Origin of the sequence: Polycladidibacter stylochi (assembly GCF_001562055.1) — a bacterium.
Taxonomy (GTDB): domain Bacteria; phylum Pseudomonadota; class Alphaproteobacteria; order Rhizobiales; family Stappiaceae; genus Pseudovibrio; species Pseudovibrio stylochi.
Map to the genome: position 1 here is coordinate 508,973 of NZ_LLWE01000024.1, position 17,284 is coordinate 526,256.

Annotated in this window: 19 protein-coding genes; 10 read left to right on the top strand and 9 right to left on the bottom strand. The window is 47.2% G+C overall.

The features are described from left to right. Positions 1–232: 232 nt before the first annotated feature. From AYK67_RS08715 to AYK67_RS08730, 4 genes are all read right to left on the bottom strand, one after another. Positions 233–1,345, bottom strand: a complete 1,113-nt coding sequence (locus AYK67_RS08715) for an ABC transporter ATP-binding protein (protein WP_068085000.1) — start codon at positions 1,343–1,345, stop codon at positions 233–235. An 11-nt stretch (positions 1,346–1,356) separates the two neighbouring features. Next, complete coding sequence (locus tag AYK67_RS08720; protein WP_068085004.1) at positions 1,357–2,244, bottom strand: carbohydrate ABC transporter permease; 888 nt, start codon at positions 2,242–2,244, stop codon at positions 1,357–1,359. After that, positions 2,237–3,148 carry a carbohydrate ABC transporter permease gene (locus AYK67_RS08725; protein ID WP_068085008.1) on the bottom strand — a complete coding sequence of 304 codons (912 nt, stop codon included), beginning with the start codon at positions 3,146–3,148 and terminating at the stop codon, positions 2,237–2,239. The genes AYK67_RS08720 and AYK67_RS08725 overlap by 8 nt, the downstream gene beginning before the upstream one ends. Before the next feature lie 137 nt (positions 3,149–3,285). After that, positions 3,286–4,530: an ABC transporter substrate-binding protein gene (locus AYK67_RS08730; RefSeq protein WP_068085011.1), complete on the bottom strand. Its 1,245-nt coding sequence runs from the start codon at positions 4,528–4,530 to the stop codon at positions 3,286–3,288. A 195-nt stretch (positions 4,531–4,725) separates the two neighbouring features. On the opposite strand from AYK67_RS08730, the gene AYK67_RS08735 reads away from it, so the two are divergent. After that, positions 4,726–5,460 (top strand): response regulator, encoded by a 735-nt coding sequence (locus tag AYK67_RS08735; protein ID WP_068085014.1) that lies wholly within the window; start codon positions 4,726–4,728, stop codon positions 5,458–5,460. Continuing rightward, complete coding sequence (locus AYK67_RS08740) at positions 5,447–6,913, top strand: sensor histidine kinase (protein ID WP_068085019.1); 1,467 nt, start codon at positions 5,447–5,449, stop codon at positions 6,911–6,913. Before AYK67_RS08735 ends, AYK67_RS08740 begins: the two co-directional genes overlap by 14 nt. Positions 6,914–6,935: 22 nt before the next feature. Here AYK67_RS08740 and AYK67_RS08745 read toward each other — a convergent pair whose 3' ends face one another. Beyond that, complete coding sequence (locus AYK67_RS08745; protein ID WP_068085022.1) at positions 6,936–7,634, bottom strand: sulfate transporter family protein; 699 nt, start codon at positions 7,632–7,634, stop codon at positions 6,936–6,938. A gap of 126 nt (positions 7,635–7,760) precedes the next feature. Here AYK67_RS08745 and AYK67_RS08750 point away from each other — a divergent pair, with 126 nt between their 5' ends. The 5 genes from AYK67_RS08750 to AYK67_RS08770 all read left to right on the top strand — a co-directional run bounded on the left by AYK67_RS08750 (position 7,761) and on the right by AYK67_RS08770 (position 12,211). Further along, entirely contained in the window at positions 7,761–8,243 is a 483-nt protein-coding gene (locus tag AYK67_RS08750; protein WP_068085026.1) for a GNAT family N-acetyltransferase, read from the top strand. 336 nt (positions 8,244–8,579) lie between these two features. Further along, complete coding sequence (gene sdhC, locus AYK67_RS08755; protein ID WP_068085028.1) at positions 8,580–8,978, top strand: succinate dehydrogenase, cytochrome b556 subunit; 399 nt, start codon at positions 8,580–8,582, stop codon at positions 8,976–8,978. A 10-nt stretch (positions 8,979–8,988) separates the two neighbouring features. Continuing rightward, the gene (sdhD, locus tag AYK67_RS08760; RefSeq protein WP_068085031.1) at positions 8,989–9,372 is read left to right on the top strand and encodes a succinate dehydrogenase, hydrophobic membrane anchor protein; all 384 of its coding nucleotides are present in this window, start codon (positions 8,989–8,991) and stop codon (positions 9,370–9,372) included. Positions 9,373–9,376: 4 nt separating this feature from the next. Beyond that, a complete protein-coding gene (sdhA, locus tag AYK67_RS08765; RefSeq protein WP_068085034.1) occupies positions 9,377–11,239 on the top strand; it encodes a succinate dehydrogenase flavoprotein subunit in 1,863 nt (620 codons plus the stop codon). Between the two features lie 189 nt (positions 11,240–11,428). Further along, entirely contained in the window at positions 11,429–12,211 is a 783-nt protein-coding gene (locus AYK67_RS08770; protein ID WP_068085036.1) for a succinate dehydrogenase iron-sulfur subunit, read from the top strand. 92 nt (positions 12,212–12,303) lie between these two features. On the opposite strand, the gene AYK67_RS08775 is transcribed toward AYK67_RS08770, so the two are convergent. Next, on the bottom strand, positions 12,304–13,020 hold the full coding sequence (locus AYK67_RS08775; RefSeq protein WP_068085040.1) for an outer membrane protein: 717 nt from the start codon (positions 13,018–13,020) through the stop codon (positions 12,304–12,306). Positions 13,021–13,200: 180 nt separating this feature from the next. Continuing rightward, the gene (locus AYK67_RS08780; protein WP_068085042.1) at positions 13,201–13,797 is read right to left on the bottom strand and encodes a TetR/AcrR family transcriptional regulator; all 597 of its coding nucleotides are present in this window, start codon (positions 13,795–13,797) and stop codon (positions 13,201–13,203) included. A 257-nt stretch (positions 13,798–14,054) separates the two neighbouring features. Between AYK67_RS08780 and AYK67_RS08785 the strand changes: the two genes are divergently transcribed. Next, a complete protein-coding gene (locus AYK67_RS08785; protein WP_068085045.1) occupies positions 14,055–14,399 on the top strand; it encodes a carboxymuconolactone decarboxylase family protein in 345 nt (114 codons plus the stop codon). Between the two features lie 152 nt (positions 14,400–14,551). Further along, positions 14,552–15,400 (top strand): DNA polymerase beta superfamily protein, encoded by an 849-nt coding sequence (locus tag AYK67_RS08790; RefSeq protein WP_068085048.1) that lies wholly within the window; start codon positions 14,552–14,554, stop codon positions 15,398–15,400. Between the two features lie 3 nt (positions 15,401–15,403). Here the strand turns inward: AYK67_RS08790 and AYK67_RS08795 are convergent, their stop codons facing one another. Then, positions 15,404–15,784 (bottom strand): MAPEG family protein, encoded by a 381-nt coding sequence (locus tag AYK67_RS08795; RefSeq protein WP_068085051.1) that lies wholly within the window; start codon positions 15,782–15,784, stop codon positions 15,404–15,406. A 321-nt stretch (positions 15,785–16,105) separates the two neighbouring features. Here AYK67_RS08795 and AYK67_RS08800 point away from each other — a divergent pair, with 321 nt between their 5' ends. After that, entirely contained in the window at positions 16,106–16,585 is a 480-nt protein-coding gene (locus tag AYK67_RS08800; RefSeq protein WP_068085054.1) for an arsenate-mycothiol transferase ArsC, read from the top strand. Between the two features lie 98 nt (positions 16,586–16,683). Here AYK67_RS08800 and AYK67_RS08805 read toward each other — a convergent pair whose 3' ends face one another. Further along, positions 16,684–17,115 carry a hypothetical protein gene (locus tag AYK67_RS08805; RefSeq protein ID WP_068085057.1) on the bottom strand — a complete coding sequence of 144 codons (432 nt, stop codon included), beginning with the start codon at positions 17,113–17,115 and terminating at the stop codon, positions 16,684–16,686. Positions 17,116–17,284 lie beyond the last annotated feature (169 nt).

The following is a 17,284-nucleotide window of genomic DNA, read 5'->3' on the forward strand; positions in this document are numbered from 1 at the left end:
TGGCAAAATAGCATACTGAAATGGTATTGTTGTGCGGCTCTAAGAGCATTCCCCCGTATTTTTCAATCCCTAATAATCTGTATCTAGATGTTATTATTAGGATTTATTTGCCACTGTGTAATTATAGTGTGATTTTACAAATCACAGAATCATCCACAGCCTGATAACTCTCATAAAAATGGCGCCAATTTGCATTGACGCCATTTCTGGATGTTTTCGAGCCAACCTGTAATTAGGAAATAAGCTCTTCGGTGACAGGGTCAAACAAACAGGCCCGAGAGATATCCAGCGCAAAACCCATAGACTCACCAGGGGCACATGCGTGGATTGGGGATACTCGGGCAATGCTGTCTTTCCCGGCCAATTTGATAATGCACAAGGTATCTGCGCCGGTTGGTTCTACAACCTCAACATCACAGTGAAGTGTCGCTAAGTCCTTCTCGGCATTTTCCAGTTGCGTAATCATTTCTGGACGAATACCCAAAATCACCTCACGCCCAAGCAACTGCGAAAGCTTGTCGTTATTTCGCATGGGTACAAACTGGTTTTCGCTCTTTCCTTGGTATTGAACGGCCAAGTGTACGCCTATTTCATTCCCTTGTTGGGCAACCGTTACAGGAAGGAAGTTCATAGAAGGGGAGCCGACAAAACCGGCCACAAACATATTCGCCGGGCGCGAATAGATTTCGGCTGGTGTTGCAAATTGCTGTACAACACCACCTTTCAATATGGCGATTCTGTCGGCAAGCGTCATTGCCTCAATCTGGTCATGGGTTACATAAACCATGGTGGCTTTCAGCGAAGTGTGCAGCTTTTTGATTTCGTGCCGCATCTCTACCCGTAGTTTTGCATCAAGGTTAGAAAGCGGTTCGTCAAACAGGAAGATTTTAGGGCGGCGTACTAAGGCGCGCCCCATAGCCACCCTTTGGCGTTGACCACCGGATAGTTGAGCCGGTTTGCGGTTTAACAGATGGTCAATTTGCAACATTTTAGCAACGCTGTTGACTAACTCGTCGCGTTTTTCTTTTTCCACCCCGCGCATTTCCAAGCCAAAACTAATGTTTTTGGCAACAGTCATATTGGGGTAGAGCGCATAGCTTTGAAAAACCATCGCAATATCGCGGTTTTTCGGGTGGATATCGTTAACGATTTCACCGTCAATTCGAATATCGCCACTGGAGATACTCTCAAGACCGGCAATCATATTGAGCAAGGTAGATTTACCGCACCCTGATGAACCTAACAGTACCACCAGTTCGCCGTCGTTTAACTCCATAGAAATGTCATTTAAAACTTCTACCGAGCCGTATTTTTTACCTGCATTATTAATTGTGAGCGTAGCCATGGTAGCGCCCCTTAACCTTTAACTGAACCAGCGGTGAGGCCACGGACGAAGTAACGTCCTGCGACAATGTAAACAAACAACGTTGGGGCGGCGGCGATGAGCGCGGCAGCCATATCAATGTTGTAGTGTTTCACGCCAGTTGTTGTGTTGATGAGGTTGTTCAGGGCAACGGTCAGCGGCTGTGCACCACCTGTTGTAAAGCTTGCCCCGAATAAAAAGTCGTTCCAGATTTGTGTAAACTGCCAGATAATCGTCACCACAATGATTGGTGGTGATAATGGCAGCATGATACGCCAGTAAATTCTGAAAAAGCCTGCGCCATCAATCGTGGCAGCCTTCACCAAATCATCGGGTATGCTCACATAGTAATTACGGAAAAACAGCGTTGTAAATCCAAGCCCATAAACCACATGCACTAAAATGAGGCCGTTTACTGTATTGGCTATGCCAAGCATTCCGAGTGTTTGTGCCATAGGTAATATGACCACCTGGAACGGAATAAAGCATCCAAACAGCATGAGTGAAAAAATAATATTTGCGCCGCGGAAGCGGTATTTGGTTAGTGCATAGCCAGTTATTGAGCCTAGGAAGGTGGATATGAGTACCGCCGGAACGGACATGGAGATAGAGTTGATAAAGTATGGCTTCAGGCCAGTACATTCCACGCCGATACAAGCTTGTGACCAGGCTTTATGCCAAGCAGAGACATTAAATTCGTGCGGTAACGACAACAAGGCACCGCCACGGATTTCGGCTAAATCTTTGAATGAGGTCGAAACCACCACATAAAGAGGGGCAAGATACCATATCGCAAAAACTGCGAGTGTTAAGTAGATAAGAAAGCGGCCGATATAACGCCCCTTACCGTCTGTTCCTGGAAGGCGATCGCGATTAGCCATTCTTTTTACCTCTCAACTCGGAGTAGAGATAGGGAATCATGATGGCGGCAACAGTTGCCAACATCATCATGGCTGATGCGGCACCAATTCCGATTTGGTTACGGCGGAACGTCATCTCGTACATAAAATTCGCCGGTAGGGTTGAGGCGTATCCCGGTCCACCACCCGTTAAGGCTACGACCAAATCGAAGCTCTTAATGGCCAAGTGCGAGAGTATAACAAATGCCGATAGAAAAACAGGACGCATGGAAGGGAGTATGATGCCCATATAAATGCGGGTATTGCTGGCACCATCTAGATAAGCTGCCTTGATGATCTCTTGATCGACAGAACGTAGCGCAGAAAGAAACAGGGCCATAACAAAGCCGGATGCCTGCCAAACTGCAGCAATCACAACCACGTAGATGGACATATCCTTATCGACAATCCAGTTGAACGAAAAGCTCTCCCAGCCAAGTGATTGAAAATATGCTTCCAGTCCCAAAGACGGGTTCAACATCCATTTCCAAGCTGTACCTGTCACAATAAAGCTGATGGCCATTGGGTAGAGGTAGATCGTGCGCAGTGCACCCTCTGCACGTATGTGCTGGTCAAGCAGAACGGCTAGCAGGCAGCCAATGATAATGGCAACAATTATGAAAAGGCTGGCGAAAACAAATAGGTTTGAGTAGGCGACATCCCAGCGGTCCATGGAAAATAACCGCGTGTACTGGCGTAAGCCATCAAGCTTGTATACTGGCAACATTTTCGATTTGGTGAAGGAAACATATCCTGTCCAAATGATGAAGCCATAAACAAACACAAGGATGAGCAGAAAACTGGGCGCGACAACTATTTGTGGCAGTCGTTCGGCCAGACGGTCCAGCAATTTAGGCCGACCTCTTTCTTGAGCTCTATTTGGCATGTTTTAATTCTCATGAATTCCAAGGGGCGCCAGCTGCATGAACAGCTGGTGCATTGATACAGTTGAAACGCTTAAGCACTTACGTCGCGGGCGCGGGTGAGTGGGGGAGAGAACCCCGCGCCCGTTCCTACCAGCACTTATTGCGCTAACGCAACGTTTTCTGCCAGCTTTTTGGCTGCTTCCTTGGAAGACATGTCAGAGTTAAAGTGCTCTGTGACAACATCCAAAATTGCACCGCGAACGGCACCGGACTGCACAATCTCATGGGCCATGGAGCCCACGAGACTTCCGTTTTTCGCAGTTTCTTTCATGTCATTCATAGACTTAACTGCACAGCTATCGAACTTGGACTGGTCCATGCCCATTCTTGCAGGAACAGAGCCTTTCAATAAGTTAAAGGTTTCCTGGAACTTCTCACCAAGAATGAGAGAGGCTAGCAGTTGCTGACCTTGAACAAGATCATCGCCCTTCACTTTAAACATGGCAAAGCTGTCAGAGTTAAGGATATAGCCCTTATCCGATGGAGTGCTGGCGCAAATGAAGTCTTTACCGGGAACTTTACCTGCAGCAAGGAACTCGCCTTTTGCCCAATCGCCCATTATTTGCATGGCTGCTTCGCCGCGCATAACCATTGCGGTTGCGAGGTTCCAGTCACGTCCAGGGAAATCTGGGTCCACATAACCCCGGATCTTACGCATTTCGTCAAACACTTTAACCATTGTGTCAGAGTTCAATGCTTCGGGGTCAAGGTCTACAAATGCTTTTTTGTAAAAGTCTGGACCGCCAATACCTAAAACAACAGTTTCAAAAACGGTGCCATCTTGCCATGGCTGACCGCCATGAGCGAGTGGAATAATTCCAGCGGCTTTTAGTTTTTCGGCAACTTGGTTAAACTCTTCCCATGTTGTTGGTACTTTTGCGTCAACTTTGGCAAGCACTTTCGGGTTTGCCCATATCCAGTCTACGCGGTGCACGTTCACTGGAACGGCAACATAGTGGCCTTCGTACTTTACAATATCTTGCAATTGTTTTGGTAGAATGTCGTCCCAATGGTACTTATTGGCAACCGCGCTAAGATCGGCCAACGCTCCCGCTTCGGCCCAATCACGGATATTAACACCCTTAATTTGCACAGCTGCAGGCGGATCACCAGAAAGAACGCGTGCGCGTAAAACTGCTGCTTGGGCATCGCCGCCCCCGCCGGCAACCGGTGCGTCAATCCATTTACCACCTTTTGCCTCGAAGTCCTTTTTCAATGCTTGTACAGCTTTTGCCTCACCACCAGATGTCCAGTAGTGTAATACTTCGGCTGTGGGTTGTGCATTGGCTGTAGAGGCGAGCGCAAACAGAGCAGCAGCGCTACTTAATAATACAGATTTCATTGATATTCCTCCCAATAACCAGTAATCCTCACCTTTACTGGTATGCTAATCATATTCCCGTAGAGATATATTTTGCATCAACGAAAATGTTTCAAAATGTTAAAATTGGGTAATGAAGCTGAGTATTGCTCACTCTAGCAGAGTGGTATAAGCTCTCCTTTCCTAAAGAAACTCTAGAATATTCATAAGAAATTGATGCGACATAGCTCCAAACAACTGCTGATCGTAGATGATGACGAAGAGATATCAGCGCTTACTGCTGAATATCTTTCATCTGTTGGTTTTGAAGTACTTACAGCAATTTCTGCGGAAGAGGCAGAAAAGACATTAGCTTCCAACACCATTGACCTTATGGTGTTGGACTTGATGCTACCGGGTGAAAGCGGGTTGAGTTTTTGTCAGCGCATGCAGTCTAAGCTGCACTTGCCTACAATTATCGTATCTGCTGTTACTGGCGAAAATGAGCGGGTTTCTGGCCTTGAGTTAGGTGCTGATGACTACTTGGAGAAGCCATTTTCCCCAAGAGAATTGCAGGCAAGAATTTCTGCGGTTTTAAGACGGGCAGAAGATGCGGGTAACAGGCAGGTGTCAAGGCGCTTTGTGTACCGCTTTGCCGGCTGGCAATTGGATGAAACAGCGCGTAAACTAGTCGCTCCTGATGGTGTTGTGGTTCATCTATCATCATCAGAGTTAGATACCTTGCTGCTGCTGTTAAAAAGTCCCGAGGCACCAGTATCGCGTGACACCATAGCAAGCAGTTTGCGCGGTTCGCGGTTGAATCCACTTGATAGAAGTGTTGATATATTAATCAGTCGTATTCGAAAAAAGCTGGCGCAAACAGATAGTTCAATTGATTATATCTCGACAGTTCGCCATCAAGGTTATTTGATGGCGCTACCAATAGAACGTCTATCGAATGCCAACTCATAGCCTGCTGTGGATAAAGTCATTTCTCAGCGCTTTTCCACCAAAACGTTTGGAAAAGCGCTTAACGACTATTTTTATTCTCTCAATAGCTTTGAGTGCTCTATTAGTTGCCGTTACGTTTAATGCCATAAGCGCAAGGCATTGGGCGATATCAGCTTCACAAACCGCCGGGTATGAACTTGGTAATAAGCTACAAGCCCTTTTACTTGATCAAAAAGAGCCGGTATCTGCAGAATCGTTGCTCACCTTTACCCGTTTAAGCACCAGTCGCCCGCCAATAAGCAAAGAAACGGTGCCTTTAATTATTAAATTCAAGGGGCATCGGTTGCGGGCTGCAATACTTTTTAGCGCTCGACCTCCACTGCCGGGTTTACTGCAAACTCCGCCACATGTTTTGCCGGATTCATTTGAGCGGCTTGCAGCTCTTTGCCAAGGCATTACAAGGCAAGACTTGGCTGCCAGGCTATTTATAAACTTTGGCGATGAGCGTCCGCCTTTGTTGGTAGATGCTACAAGTCTGTGGCAAGACAGATTGCCAGAAACCTTTGTGTTTATTGCAGCTATTTTACTGTTATGTGCGCTTGCTTACATTGTTACCGGTATTTCGAAAGCAATAAGTATTCCTTTTGAGATGCTTGCAAAAGGGCATACTCAGCTGCCGGATTACTATGTAAGTAAAGAAGCTTACAAGCTGGCGGAGCGTATTGAAAATGACGCCAAGCAAAAAGAAAATATGCTGGCTGAGCAGACCCGCATGTTGGCCTCTATTAGCCATGACTTACGTACGCCAGCCACCAGATTACGTTTGCGTTTAGAGCAGGTGCAAAATGATCAACTGCGTGACAAAATGGTGGGCGACATTGAAGAAATGACAAGGCTTATTGTCTCAAGCCTTGATTTCTTGCGATTTGAAGCGAGCAACGAAGAAGAAACAGACTTGTCTTTAGCCTCACTTCTTGAATCAATTTGTGATGATTATGCTGACATGGGTGAGTGTGTTCGCCTTGATATTACCAATCAAATAAGAACAGACCAGACCCGAAGTGTGTTTGGGGGTGGCGGGACTGTATCGCTCAAATTACAAACGCGTGCAGTCATGAAAGGCCGTTCGGCGGGCTTGCGCCGTGCATTCACCAATTTAATTGATAACGCAATCAAGTATGGCGGTGCAGCCCACATTACCTTAGAAACCCATTCACCCGATTATTTGTATGTAATCGTTTCGGACCCTGGACCGGGTATTCCAAAAGACTTGCACCAAAAAGTGTTCGAACCGTTTTTCCGTTCAGATAATGTGGAGCGTGTGCGCTCTTCTTCTGTCGGCCTTGGGCTTTCCATTGTTAAGCAAGTTATCGAAAAACATGGCGGCACAATTACGCTGGGCGACAATGCCGGCCATGGTTTGCAGGTTTATATCTCGTTGCCGCGTAACATTGCAAACAGAGATCAAGGTTAAGTACAGAGTGCTATACCAAGCTCTAAATCGCGATTTTTCCTTTTGCCTTCATGTCTTTGAATACATGTAGCATAAAGAGAGTTGCGAATAGGGGGGTGAACAAATTGAGTATCGGAATAGAGAGCAGCACCGCAATAATCAGCCCCCCCATAAAGACAGGCGTAGATTTTTCCTTGCGCAGTTGCCTTGCCTTTTCTGGTGGCATGTAGCGCATGGCGGCAAACTCGAAGAACTCGCGGCCCAGCAGGTAACCGTTAATGACAAAAAAGGCGAACATATTCACCACTGGTACGAGTAACAAGAGTAATGCCAGTATATTGGCCAGCAAAACAACGGCAGCAAAACGCAGCGCGTAGGCTAATGCAGTGTTAAAAGGCTGCGGTTTTCCCTCTGGGTCCTGCGGGTAGTCGCTTCGTTCCAGGCGCAATGCAATATCGTCTTGGAAAAAGGCCAGCACCACAGCACATACAGGGGCAAGTAGGTAGCTTAAGCCTATAATGGCTCCAATGCCGGTAATAAACGAAATTGCCCAGTCAACCCATGCGGGCAGTTCGCTGGCATATTTGAGTGACAAGTAGTCAACCAACATGCTGACAGCGCCTTCAATCCCCAGCCACAATAAAAACAAAACACCGATTGTAAGACCAAGACTTCGCCATAAATATGGACGATACTCGGGGGATAATAGCTGGTTAAAGGACCGTAAAGCTAAAGAAAACATGAATAAAACTTTTCCCAGATAACACTTTGTGCTTTAGATGGCGGATGTGCTCTCTTTTTTCAAGTCATACATGCACAAATACATATGATTAAATTACGCTAACTATTGCCAATAGAGTAAAAAAAATTGAAAGAAATACAGCAACTTAATAATACCGATTTGACATGGGCGCACCAGCTGAACCAACAACACGCAACAGAACTTTCATCTGTAACCTGCACTGAGTTTCGCAAAATGTGCAATGACTCATTTTATGCAAGGGCACTTGAAAAAGAAGCCGGTTTTTTGCTGGGGTTCGATCAGAGTGCCCCTTACAATAGCCCGAACTTCTTGTGGTTTAAAAATCGCTTAGATAAATTCGTATATATTGATCGGGTAGTTATCGCAAAAATAATGCGTGGCCAAGGGCTGGCGAAAGCGCTTTATGAAGACCTGTTTGTTGTCGCAAAGAGCGCAGGCTATAAACATATCTGTTGCGAAATCAACTTGGACCCTCCAAATCCGATTTCGATACAGTTTCATCAAAAACTGGGGTTTGAGCAGCAAGGAAAAGCTACCTTGAGCCAAAGCAACAAGACTGTCGCCTATTTTACGAAGCACCTTGTCTAAGCAGGATTACGGCACTAGCTTCATTGGTATGCCTGTGCTTTCCTATGGGAAATCATGATTCTGAAAAAAATCGTGATTCATCTAATCCAGGTATTTTTCAGGATTTGCCTACATAATTCACAATTATGAGTTTTTTTATGAATGGAAACATGAGTTATTCAAAAAAAATATCTCAAAAATTGGCAGTTTTCCTCAAAAACCGTGTTTATCCTGCGACGTTACACCATAGGATGCTTTGACGCACCACAAAACTAGAGCTATTACAAATGCAGGAAACACCTTGATATATTTACGTTAACGTAAACGTTACTCTATCAATGGGTAGGGAGAGAGATTATGGCGAATACGAAATTAAGGGCCAATCGGCCGTTATCGCCCCACCTTCAAGTTTATCGCATGATTATCACCATGGCGATGTCCATTATCCAACGTATAACCGGCGCGGGTTTGTATTTTGGTAGTGTGCTCGTTGTGTTTTGGTTAGTCGCAGCTGCAGCTGGACCAGAGAGCTACGATTTTGCCATGGACCTGTTTGGTTCACTTATCGGCCGCTTTATTTTGTTCTGCTACACTTGGGCGCTGGTGCACCATATGCTTGGCGGCTTGCGCCATTTCATCTGGGATTGTGGCTATGGCCTTTCCAAGCAAGCTGGCACATGGCTGGCCAAGGCTACCATTATTGGCTCTGTAAGCCTAACTGTGATCCTATGGATCATTGGTTACGCTGTCGCTTAAGGAGGCCGTTATGAGTGATTTACGTACACCCCTTTCAAAAGTCCGCGGTCTTGGTTCAGCAAAAGATGGAACAGGCCACTTTTGGCTCCAGCGCGTAAGTGCATTGGCCAATGTTTTCCTGATTTCTTTCTTCGTGATTTTTATAATCACCATGCAGGGTGCGGATTATGCCAGCTTCGTTGAAGCGGTTAAAAACCCGTTTACCTCAATCATGCTTCTCGCAGTTGTTTTAGTTAGCTGTTTTCACATGAAGCTTGGTATGCAAGTGATTATTGAAGATTATATTCATAGCGAATTCACCAAAGTTCTAGCAATCATTGGCAATATTTTCTTTTCGTCCTTTGTTGCCCTGGCAGCTGTGGTGGCCATTATAAAAATAAGTTTGGGGGCGTGAGAGTATGGCTGAAAGAACACAAGCCGCTTCAACCGCAATTAACGGCAGAACCTACGAATATGTTGATCATAATTTTGATGTGATCGTGGTAGGTGCCGGTGGTGCCGGTCTGCGCGCCACATTGGGTATGGCAGAGCAGGGCCTGAAAACCGCCTGTGTGACCAAGGTATTCCCAACCCGCTCGCATACTGTGGCCGCACAGGGTGGTATTGCAGCTTCCTTGCAGAACATGACGCCCGATTGCTGGCAGTGGCATATGTACGACACCGTGAAAGGCTCTGACTGGCTGGGCGATACTGACGCGATGGAATATCTCGCTCGAGAAGCTCCTAAAGCGGTTTATGAGCTAGAGCACTACGGCGTGCCGTTCTCACGCACAGAAGACGGTAAGATCTATCAGCGTCCGTTCGGTGGTCATATGCAGAATTACGGCGATGGCCCCCCCGTACAACGTACATGTGCAGCAGCTGACCGTACCGGTCACGCTATCTTGCACACGCTATACGGCCAGTCTTTGCGCCATAATGCCGAATTCTTTATCGAATACTTCGCGCTTGATCTGATCATGTCCGACGATGGCCAGTGTCAGGGTATCATCGCATGGAATTTGGACGACGGCACCATTCACCGCTTCAACGCCAAAATGGTGGTGTTGGCAACAGGTGGTTATGGCCGTGCCTTCTTCTCGGCAACCTCTGCCCATACCTGTACCGGTGATGGCGGCGGCATGGTGGCCCGTGCGGGCCTTGCCCTGCAAGATATGGAATTCGTACAGTTCCACCCAACCGGCATCTACGGCTCAGGCTGTTTGATAACCGAAGGTGCACGCGGTGAGGGCGGCTATCTGGTCAACTCCGAGGGTGAGCGCTTCATGGAGCGTTACGCCCCATCAGCAAAAGACTTGGCATCGCGCGATGTTGTCTCCCGTTGTATGACCATGGAAATTCGCGAAGGCCGTGGTGTTGGTAAAAACAAAGACCACATCTTCCTGCATCTCGATCACCTTGATCCTGATTTGTTGGCCGAGCGTTTGCCGGGTATCTCCGAATCTGCGAAGATTTTCGCTGGTGTCGATGTTACCAAAGCGCCAATCCCGGTATTGCCAACCGTGCACTACAACATGGGCGGTATTCCAACCAACTATTGGGGCGAAGCACTGAACCCGACCAAAGATGACCCGAACGCAGTTGTGCCGGGTTTGATGGCCGTGGGTGAAGCAGGCTGTGCCTCCGTACACGGTGCCAACCGTCTTGGTTCCAACTCCTTGATCGACCTTGTGGTGTTTGGCCGTGCATCTGCCATCCGTGCTGGTGAGGTCATCGACCGCGAAGCGCCGATCCCAACCCCGAACGAAGCTGCTTGTGACAAGATCATGGCCCGCTTCGATGACTTGCGTCACGCAAACGGTGCCACTCCGACAGCAGAACTGCGCTTGAAAATGCAGAAAACCATGCAAGAAGATGCAGCGGTGTTCCGTACGCAGGAAAGCTTGGAGCAGGGCTGCGAGCGCATGGCAGAAATCTGGGGCGAGCAAAAAGACATCAAGGTCAGCGATCGCTCTATGATCTGGAACTCCGATCTGGTGGAAACGCTGGAGCTTGGCAACCTTATGGCCAACGCGATCACCACTGTTGTGGGTGCGGAAGCGCGTAAGGAAAGCCGCGGTGCCCATGCGCGTGAAGATTACAAGGACGGTCCGCTGGGCGGTCGTAACGATGATGAGTGGCGCAAGCACACCATTTCGCACGTGGATGAAGAGGGCAAGGTTTCCTTGAGCTATCGTCCGGTTGTGCTCGACCCGCTCACCACCTTTGAAGAAGGTGGCATTGACATGAAGAAGATCGCGCCTAAAGCGCGTGTCTACTAAAAAATGCGCAGGCTCCGGTGCACTTGCCGGAGCCCGTTTTTGCAGCAGTTATTGTCTGGCAATAAGCCGCCGGGAGAGAAACAGTAGCTGTATTCCTAACCGTATAGGTGCCCTGCCAAAAGCTGGCACCTTACAGATGTTGAACGAAACTCCCGTTCCATCTGTTGTATTAGACGCGGAGCATGCAAAATGGTTCAGCTGACGCTACCTAAAAATTCCCGTATGGGAGAGGGAAAAGTCTGGCCCAAACCGGAAGGCGCGACCAACATTCGCGAGTACCGTATTTACCGCTGGACACCCGAAGACGGGCGCAATCCACGGGTCGACACCTACTATGTCGATCAGGATGAATGCGGCCCGATGGTTCTTGATGCCCTTATCTATATCAAGAACCATGTGGACCCAACACTCACATTCCGCCGCTCTTGCCGTGAAGGTATTTGTGGCTCGTGTGCCATGAACATTGATGGCGGCAATACACTGGCTTGTACCAAGGGCAGTGACGATTGCTCGGGCGAAGTGATTAAAATCTATCCACTACCGCATATGCCGGTGGTTAAGGATTTGGTGCCGGATCTGACACAGTTCTACACCCAGCATCGCTCAATTGAGCCATGGTTGAAAACCACAACACCGGCACCGGAAAAAGAATGGCTGCAATCGAAAGAGGACCGGGCCAAGCTTGACGGTTTGTACGAGTGTATCTTGTGCGCCAGCTGCTCCACTTCTTGCCCAAGCTACTGGTGGAATGGCGATCGTTACCTCGGCCCTGCTGTGTTGTTGCAAGCCTACCGCTGGCTTATCGACAGCCGCGATGAGGCAACGGGCGAACGCCTTGACAATCTTGAGGATCCATTCCGCCTCTACCGTTGTCACACCATCATGAACTGTACGCAAACCTGTCCTAAGGGCTTGAACCCAGCTAAGGCAATTGCGGAAATCAAGAAAATGATGGTTGAGCGCCGGGTCTAATCTAGCGCTACTCAATCAAATGAAAGAAAGCCCGTGGCATTTGCGACGGGCTTTTGCTTTTAAGTATTGGCGGTTGGCGATGTCGGTTTATGTCAATCGGGTGCATCAATTTCTATTGGTTTCATAGCTCCGCCGCCATCTAAATACTCTGCACTGTGGAAACGGTAGCTAAGGCCAACCCGCACAATATCGGCGGAAGTTTCTTCTTGGAAGCGTGTGCCTCCGATGGTGTATGACTGGTCATTGTAGTCAATATGCGAATAATCCAGTCGAACTGCCAAATTCTTGGCGATCATGACTTCAGCCCCACCGCCCAGTAACAGGCCGGCAACGGTTTGCGAATCACTGCCAGGACCCAGGCTTTCATTTTCGATTGTAAACTGCGACAGCGCCACGCCTGCCGAAATATATGCAAGCATGCGACCGTAAACAATACCACCACGCAGCTTAGCTGCGAGCATGTAATCACTATCTACTTTTACAAAAGTGCCGGAGGATTGGTCAAAATTCCAATAGTTGGCTTCCAACTCTGGACCAAAGAAAACATTCTTGTAGACATAGTTATACCCGGCAAATATGCCGCCAATAATGCCATCGAAACCGTCGAATTCGTTAAACCGGTCCTCACTATCAATGTGTGCATAGCCGGCTTGTAAACCCATATACCAGCCTTCCCATTGCTTCGATGATAAATCGATGGAGGAAAGGTCGATAAAAGTATCATCCCCTTCTATCTGTTCCTGTGCAAACCCTTTAGCGGAGAAGGATAGGAAAAGAATAAACAAAACTATTTTTATTGTCTGGGGCATATTCTGCCTCCCTCAAGGACCTAAGCTTTACTCTAGGGCAGAATTAAACAATTTGATTTATTTTTTATATACAGCCGTTCAGTGAATAAATACTGAGTAAATACCTCAATCAACATTGTGATGAGCGTTTTGAGGGGTGCGAGATATCGCAGAAGTCAATTGAAACACAACAATAGCTATTCAGCGCTCCAGCCCTTTAAGGCAAAGTTGGATCACTGTTTTCAAACGGGCGCGATAGGCAACCATTTCTTCATGTGTTTGAATAGGGGTAAAGCGAAACTGTTCGGTGGCATCCAGCAATGCTTGCGCCCAAAGCTCACTCGCTTGTAATTTGAACTCGTCAGAAAGCTTCCCTGAATCAATTAGTACAATGAGTGGTTGGCGCAGCATAACCTCGTGTGCCACGTGTAAGTGAGGCCGTTTGTTTTTCACCAATTCAAGGCAGCTCATGAGGCCGCTATATTCCCGTTGCAAGCGGGCTGTCTCATCAAAAATCATAAGTAAGTAATTGGTTAGGCGAATGCTGGCGCTGGCATTCGGGTCAGCAGAAGCTTCCAGCCGCGCCACCAACATAGCGTATTCGGCCGAAACCACCGCACAGGCCAATTCCATTTTATTTTTGTAAAAATTATAGATATGAGCCATAGATATGCCAGAGGTTTCGGCAATTTCTGCAATAGAGCTCGCCTTATAGCCCTTATGCAAAAAAATTGCCTTGGCTGCACGTAAAACGTCTTTCGCTCGTCCTTGTGCGGTGAGTACCTCTGCAGTCGACATATTGCCTCGTTCGTGTCATTTCATTTATGCGCACAGCATTTATGGTGTTGATACACCTCAAGTCATCGCCTGACACAATTTACTTCAAGTGTTTCTACAACTTCCCCGAGAATTTATCTTACCATAAGGTAAGGCGCATATATATCTGCCGTCTTTACATTTTTGCTTTTTATACAGTCAAATTATTGATTTATATCAATGTAGCGATTGCTAATTTAATAAATATTAGATTTACCTAATACAAAAGGAGTAGTCCCATGGCCGTAGAAAACTGGCAGGAATTTATTAAGCAAACAGATGGCCGCTTGGCAGAGCTTCGCCCAGGTATTTCTGGTACCATGAAGGGCTTTGGAGAAATGGCAAAATCTGCCATAGCACCCGGTGCGTTGGATTCCAAAACCAAAGAACTTATGGCACTTGCGGTTGGTATTGCTGCACGTTGCGATGCTTGCCTTGGTTACCACACTAAAGCTGCGGTTAAATATGGTGCTACTCGTGAAGAGATTATGGAAACAATAAGTGTTGCTGTTTATATGGGTGGCGGCCCTTCACTCATGTACGGCGCCGAAGCACTTTCGGCCTTTGACGAGTTTTCAAAATAAACTGCTCTTGATGCATCAATAGGGCGTGTGCGCTACAATCGACACGGTTTACGATGAATGCTGCATATTAATGCGGGTTTCTTCATGGCTTCTCTTGCCCGTGCCTTCACTCACGGCTATTCGTTTTACTAATGAATAAAGGAAGAGTGCCGGTGCCGGAAGAACCTGCCATATCTGAGCAGCAAAGCCCCCCAATTTCTGAGAGATCAAACGTCAATCGGCGCATGATCTCTCAAAGGCTACAGCGTTTGGAAAAAGAGAACAGCCTACAAGTTCTCTATGCTTGCGATCCGCAGGCCCTGCTTTTGCGCCGCTCGCAGGAGCTGGCCAACACTCAATCCTGTTTTATTTTTACACGTTCTATTGAGCAATACCTATCGCTTTTCCCAAAAGAAGAGCTCTTGGAAATTATCGATCTTGATCCTATCGTTTTCAATGGGTGGGATTTGAAAAAGGTGTTGATCTCGATTTTGCGGGGCAACCCAACTGCACTCGACTGGGTCAGGCAAGCTCAAAACCAGTATTGCCAGCACAGCTTTGCAGCAGCATTGGTGAACTTTGCTCAGGAAAATGCTTCCTCGCTACGCTTTGCTCGCCATCATTTGGAAGTCCTGCAAAAGAATCGCCGCCGTTTTGAAGGCGGTGTGGGTAGTGAAATGTTGCCCGAGCGCATTATCTCCATGCTAAAGCCAGCCCTATCACTGAGGTGGTATTCACAGAACAAACTACAAGGCATCCCACCGGCAAGCCTGCCGGAATTAATTGAAGAAACCTTCTTGCGGCCTGTTTTGGTCGGTGAGATGCAAGAGTTATTAGAGCGTCAGTCAAACAACGAGCTGTTTGAACTGGAAAAGCTGCCCGCCGCCATTGCCGATTTGATTCTGGCGGAGTTGGAGGCGGGGCCGTCGTTACAAACAAGGCGACTAAGCCCTTATGAGCGAGACGTGCTTTCTCAAGCAGATCGCTTTTTCCTCAAGTGGGCAGTTCCTGCCAACGCTTAAAAGCTAGGAAGACCAGCTGGGACTTGTGAAAATGGCAATCACACAAATATAGGAAAGTCCCCAAATAGCTGAGCGCAAGCTGGCTTTGTCAGTCCAGTAACAATAAATGAAAGCGAGCCGTAACGCTAAAAACACGCCAGCAAGAATGTTAACCAAATCAACAGCGGCACCCTGCCAATTGGCAATAATGACGGAGACGGCGTAAAACGGGAAAATCTCCAGGCTGTTTTGGTGTGCCCCCTTGGCCCTTGCTGCAAATCCTGCGCGCCAGAATTCAGGATCTCTGGGGTTCGAGTTGTCGAATTTCCTTGTAAATTTTGCATTCCCCATAGCAAACATTGCAATTAATGCAAATATAAGAATTGAATAAATGGAAAATGTCATCATTACCTCTATAGTTTTATATTGAACTGTTAAATTGTATAGTTTTATCTACGTTATCTCATAGTATATTTATAAATTGTGCTATAGGGAATCGCATAGTCTCTAGCAGTTGGACTACCCTATATTTACTAGATGCAAGCCGTGTGTTTCTTCGCTAACTAAGGCACCAGCTAAACAAAGCTGGGTTTGCCGCAATCATTCCTTGCTTTTGTCACGAAAGCGATAACAACATTTGGTTATTAACCCCACGTGAAAGCCGATCAGTAAAAAGCGCTAGAAATAATTCTATTGCGCTGCTTTGTTCTGACTGGAGTATGGAAAATGCAGGCCACAAATTTGCTCTTTGTATGCCAAACGAATGCTTTTTTGAGCTTACTAGCCGAGGCCTATTGCAATAGTATAGCTGGCCCCGAAATTCGTGCTTTTTCTGCAGGTCCTGCACCTGCCTCTGCCATCAGTAAGTCTGCCAAGAAAATTTTGTTCGAACAGGGCCTGTCAGAGGCAGGCCTGGAGCCGAAATCATGGGATATCTTTGCACTCCCCCATGCGCCACAACCGGACTTCCTCGTCACACTACAAATAACCAATGAGATTTTGCTGCAACCAAACTGGCAGGTTGCACCTAAAGTGGTTCATTGGCAATTGAACCTGAACCAGTTTGATGGTGGGTCCAAAATGACCAAAGCCAATGCAACGAAGCTGTTTAATTATATTTCTGCAACAATTGACCGCTCATTAGCCGCGGGTTTTTTTAGTAATTATATGGCTCGGCCACCGTTTGATTTAAAAAATATTGCTTAGTTTAGCGGCTGCGTCCCTAAAACCCGCATCTATTATGTGTAATTGCAGCGTTTGTGTTAGGGCGGGAGAGCCGCGGTTGCTGTTCTCTGCACAATTATCTAGTCTTTTTCTAGGATATAGTTTTCTAGTATTTGGGGTTTGCTCGGGTCGTCAAAATGTGTGGTGACACTAACCTCCAGCCGCTGCCCCATGGGCCGAACCACGATGGTTTTGCTCGAAAAGAAACCGGTAAAAAGAAACTGCAAAACCCCGTCCTGGCGGCGTTTTCCTTTAGTAAAGCCCCATTTGCAATCGCGCGGGGCACAGCGGGTAAAGGCTCTTGCCCGAAAGCTTAAATCAATACCACTGCATTGCGCTTCAATCTGCAAACCAGAAAGTTGCTTGGGTCGGGCTTGTTCATTCACCCATGTTCCGGCCTCGCTTGGTCGGCACGAGCTACTTGCCGCCTGTGCAACGGAGCCGATAGAAAACCCGGTCATCCAAACACAAAACACGATGATATATCGAAGTGTCATTTGGGTTGTTATCATGAGCTTGGCCTCATAAAAAACAGTTCCGGTGCATGTTACGGTTCTTTGTAAACTCAAAAACGGTGTTGGTTAAAGATACGCCATGGCACAGATGAGGGCAGATTTGTCACACCAGCACGCAAACAAACTGCTTAAGCGTAGTTTAAAGATAAAACAGCAAAAGAAAAGC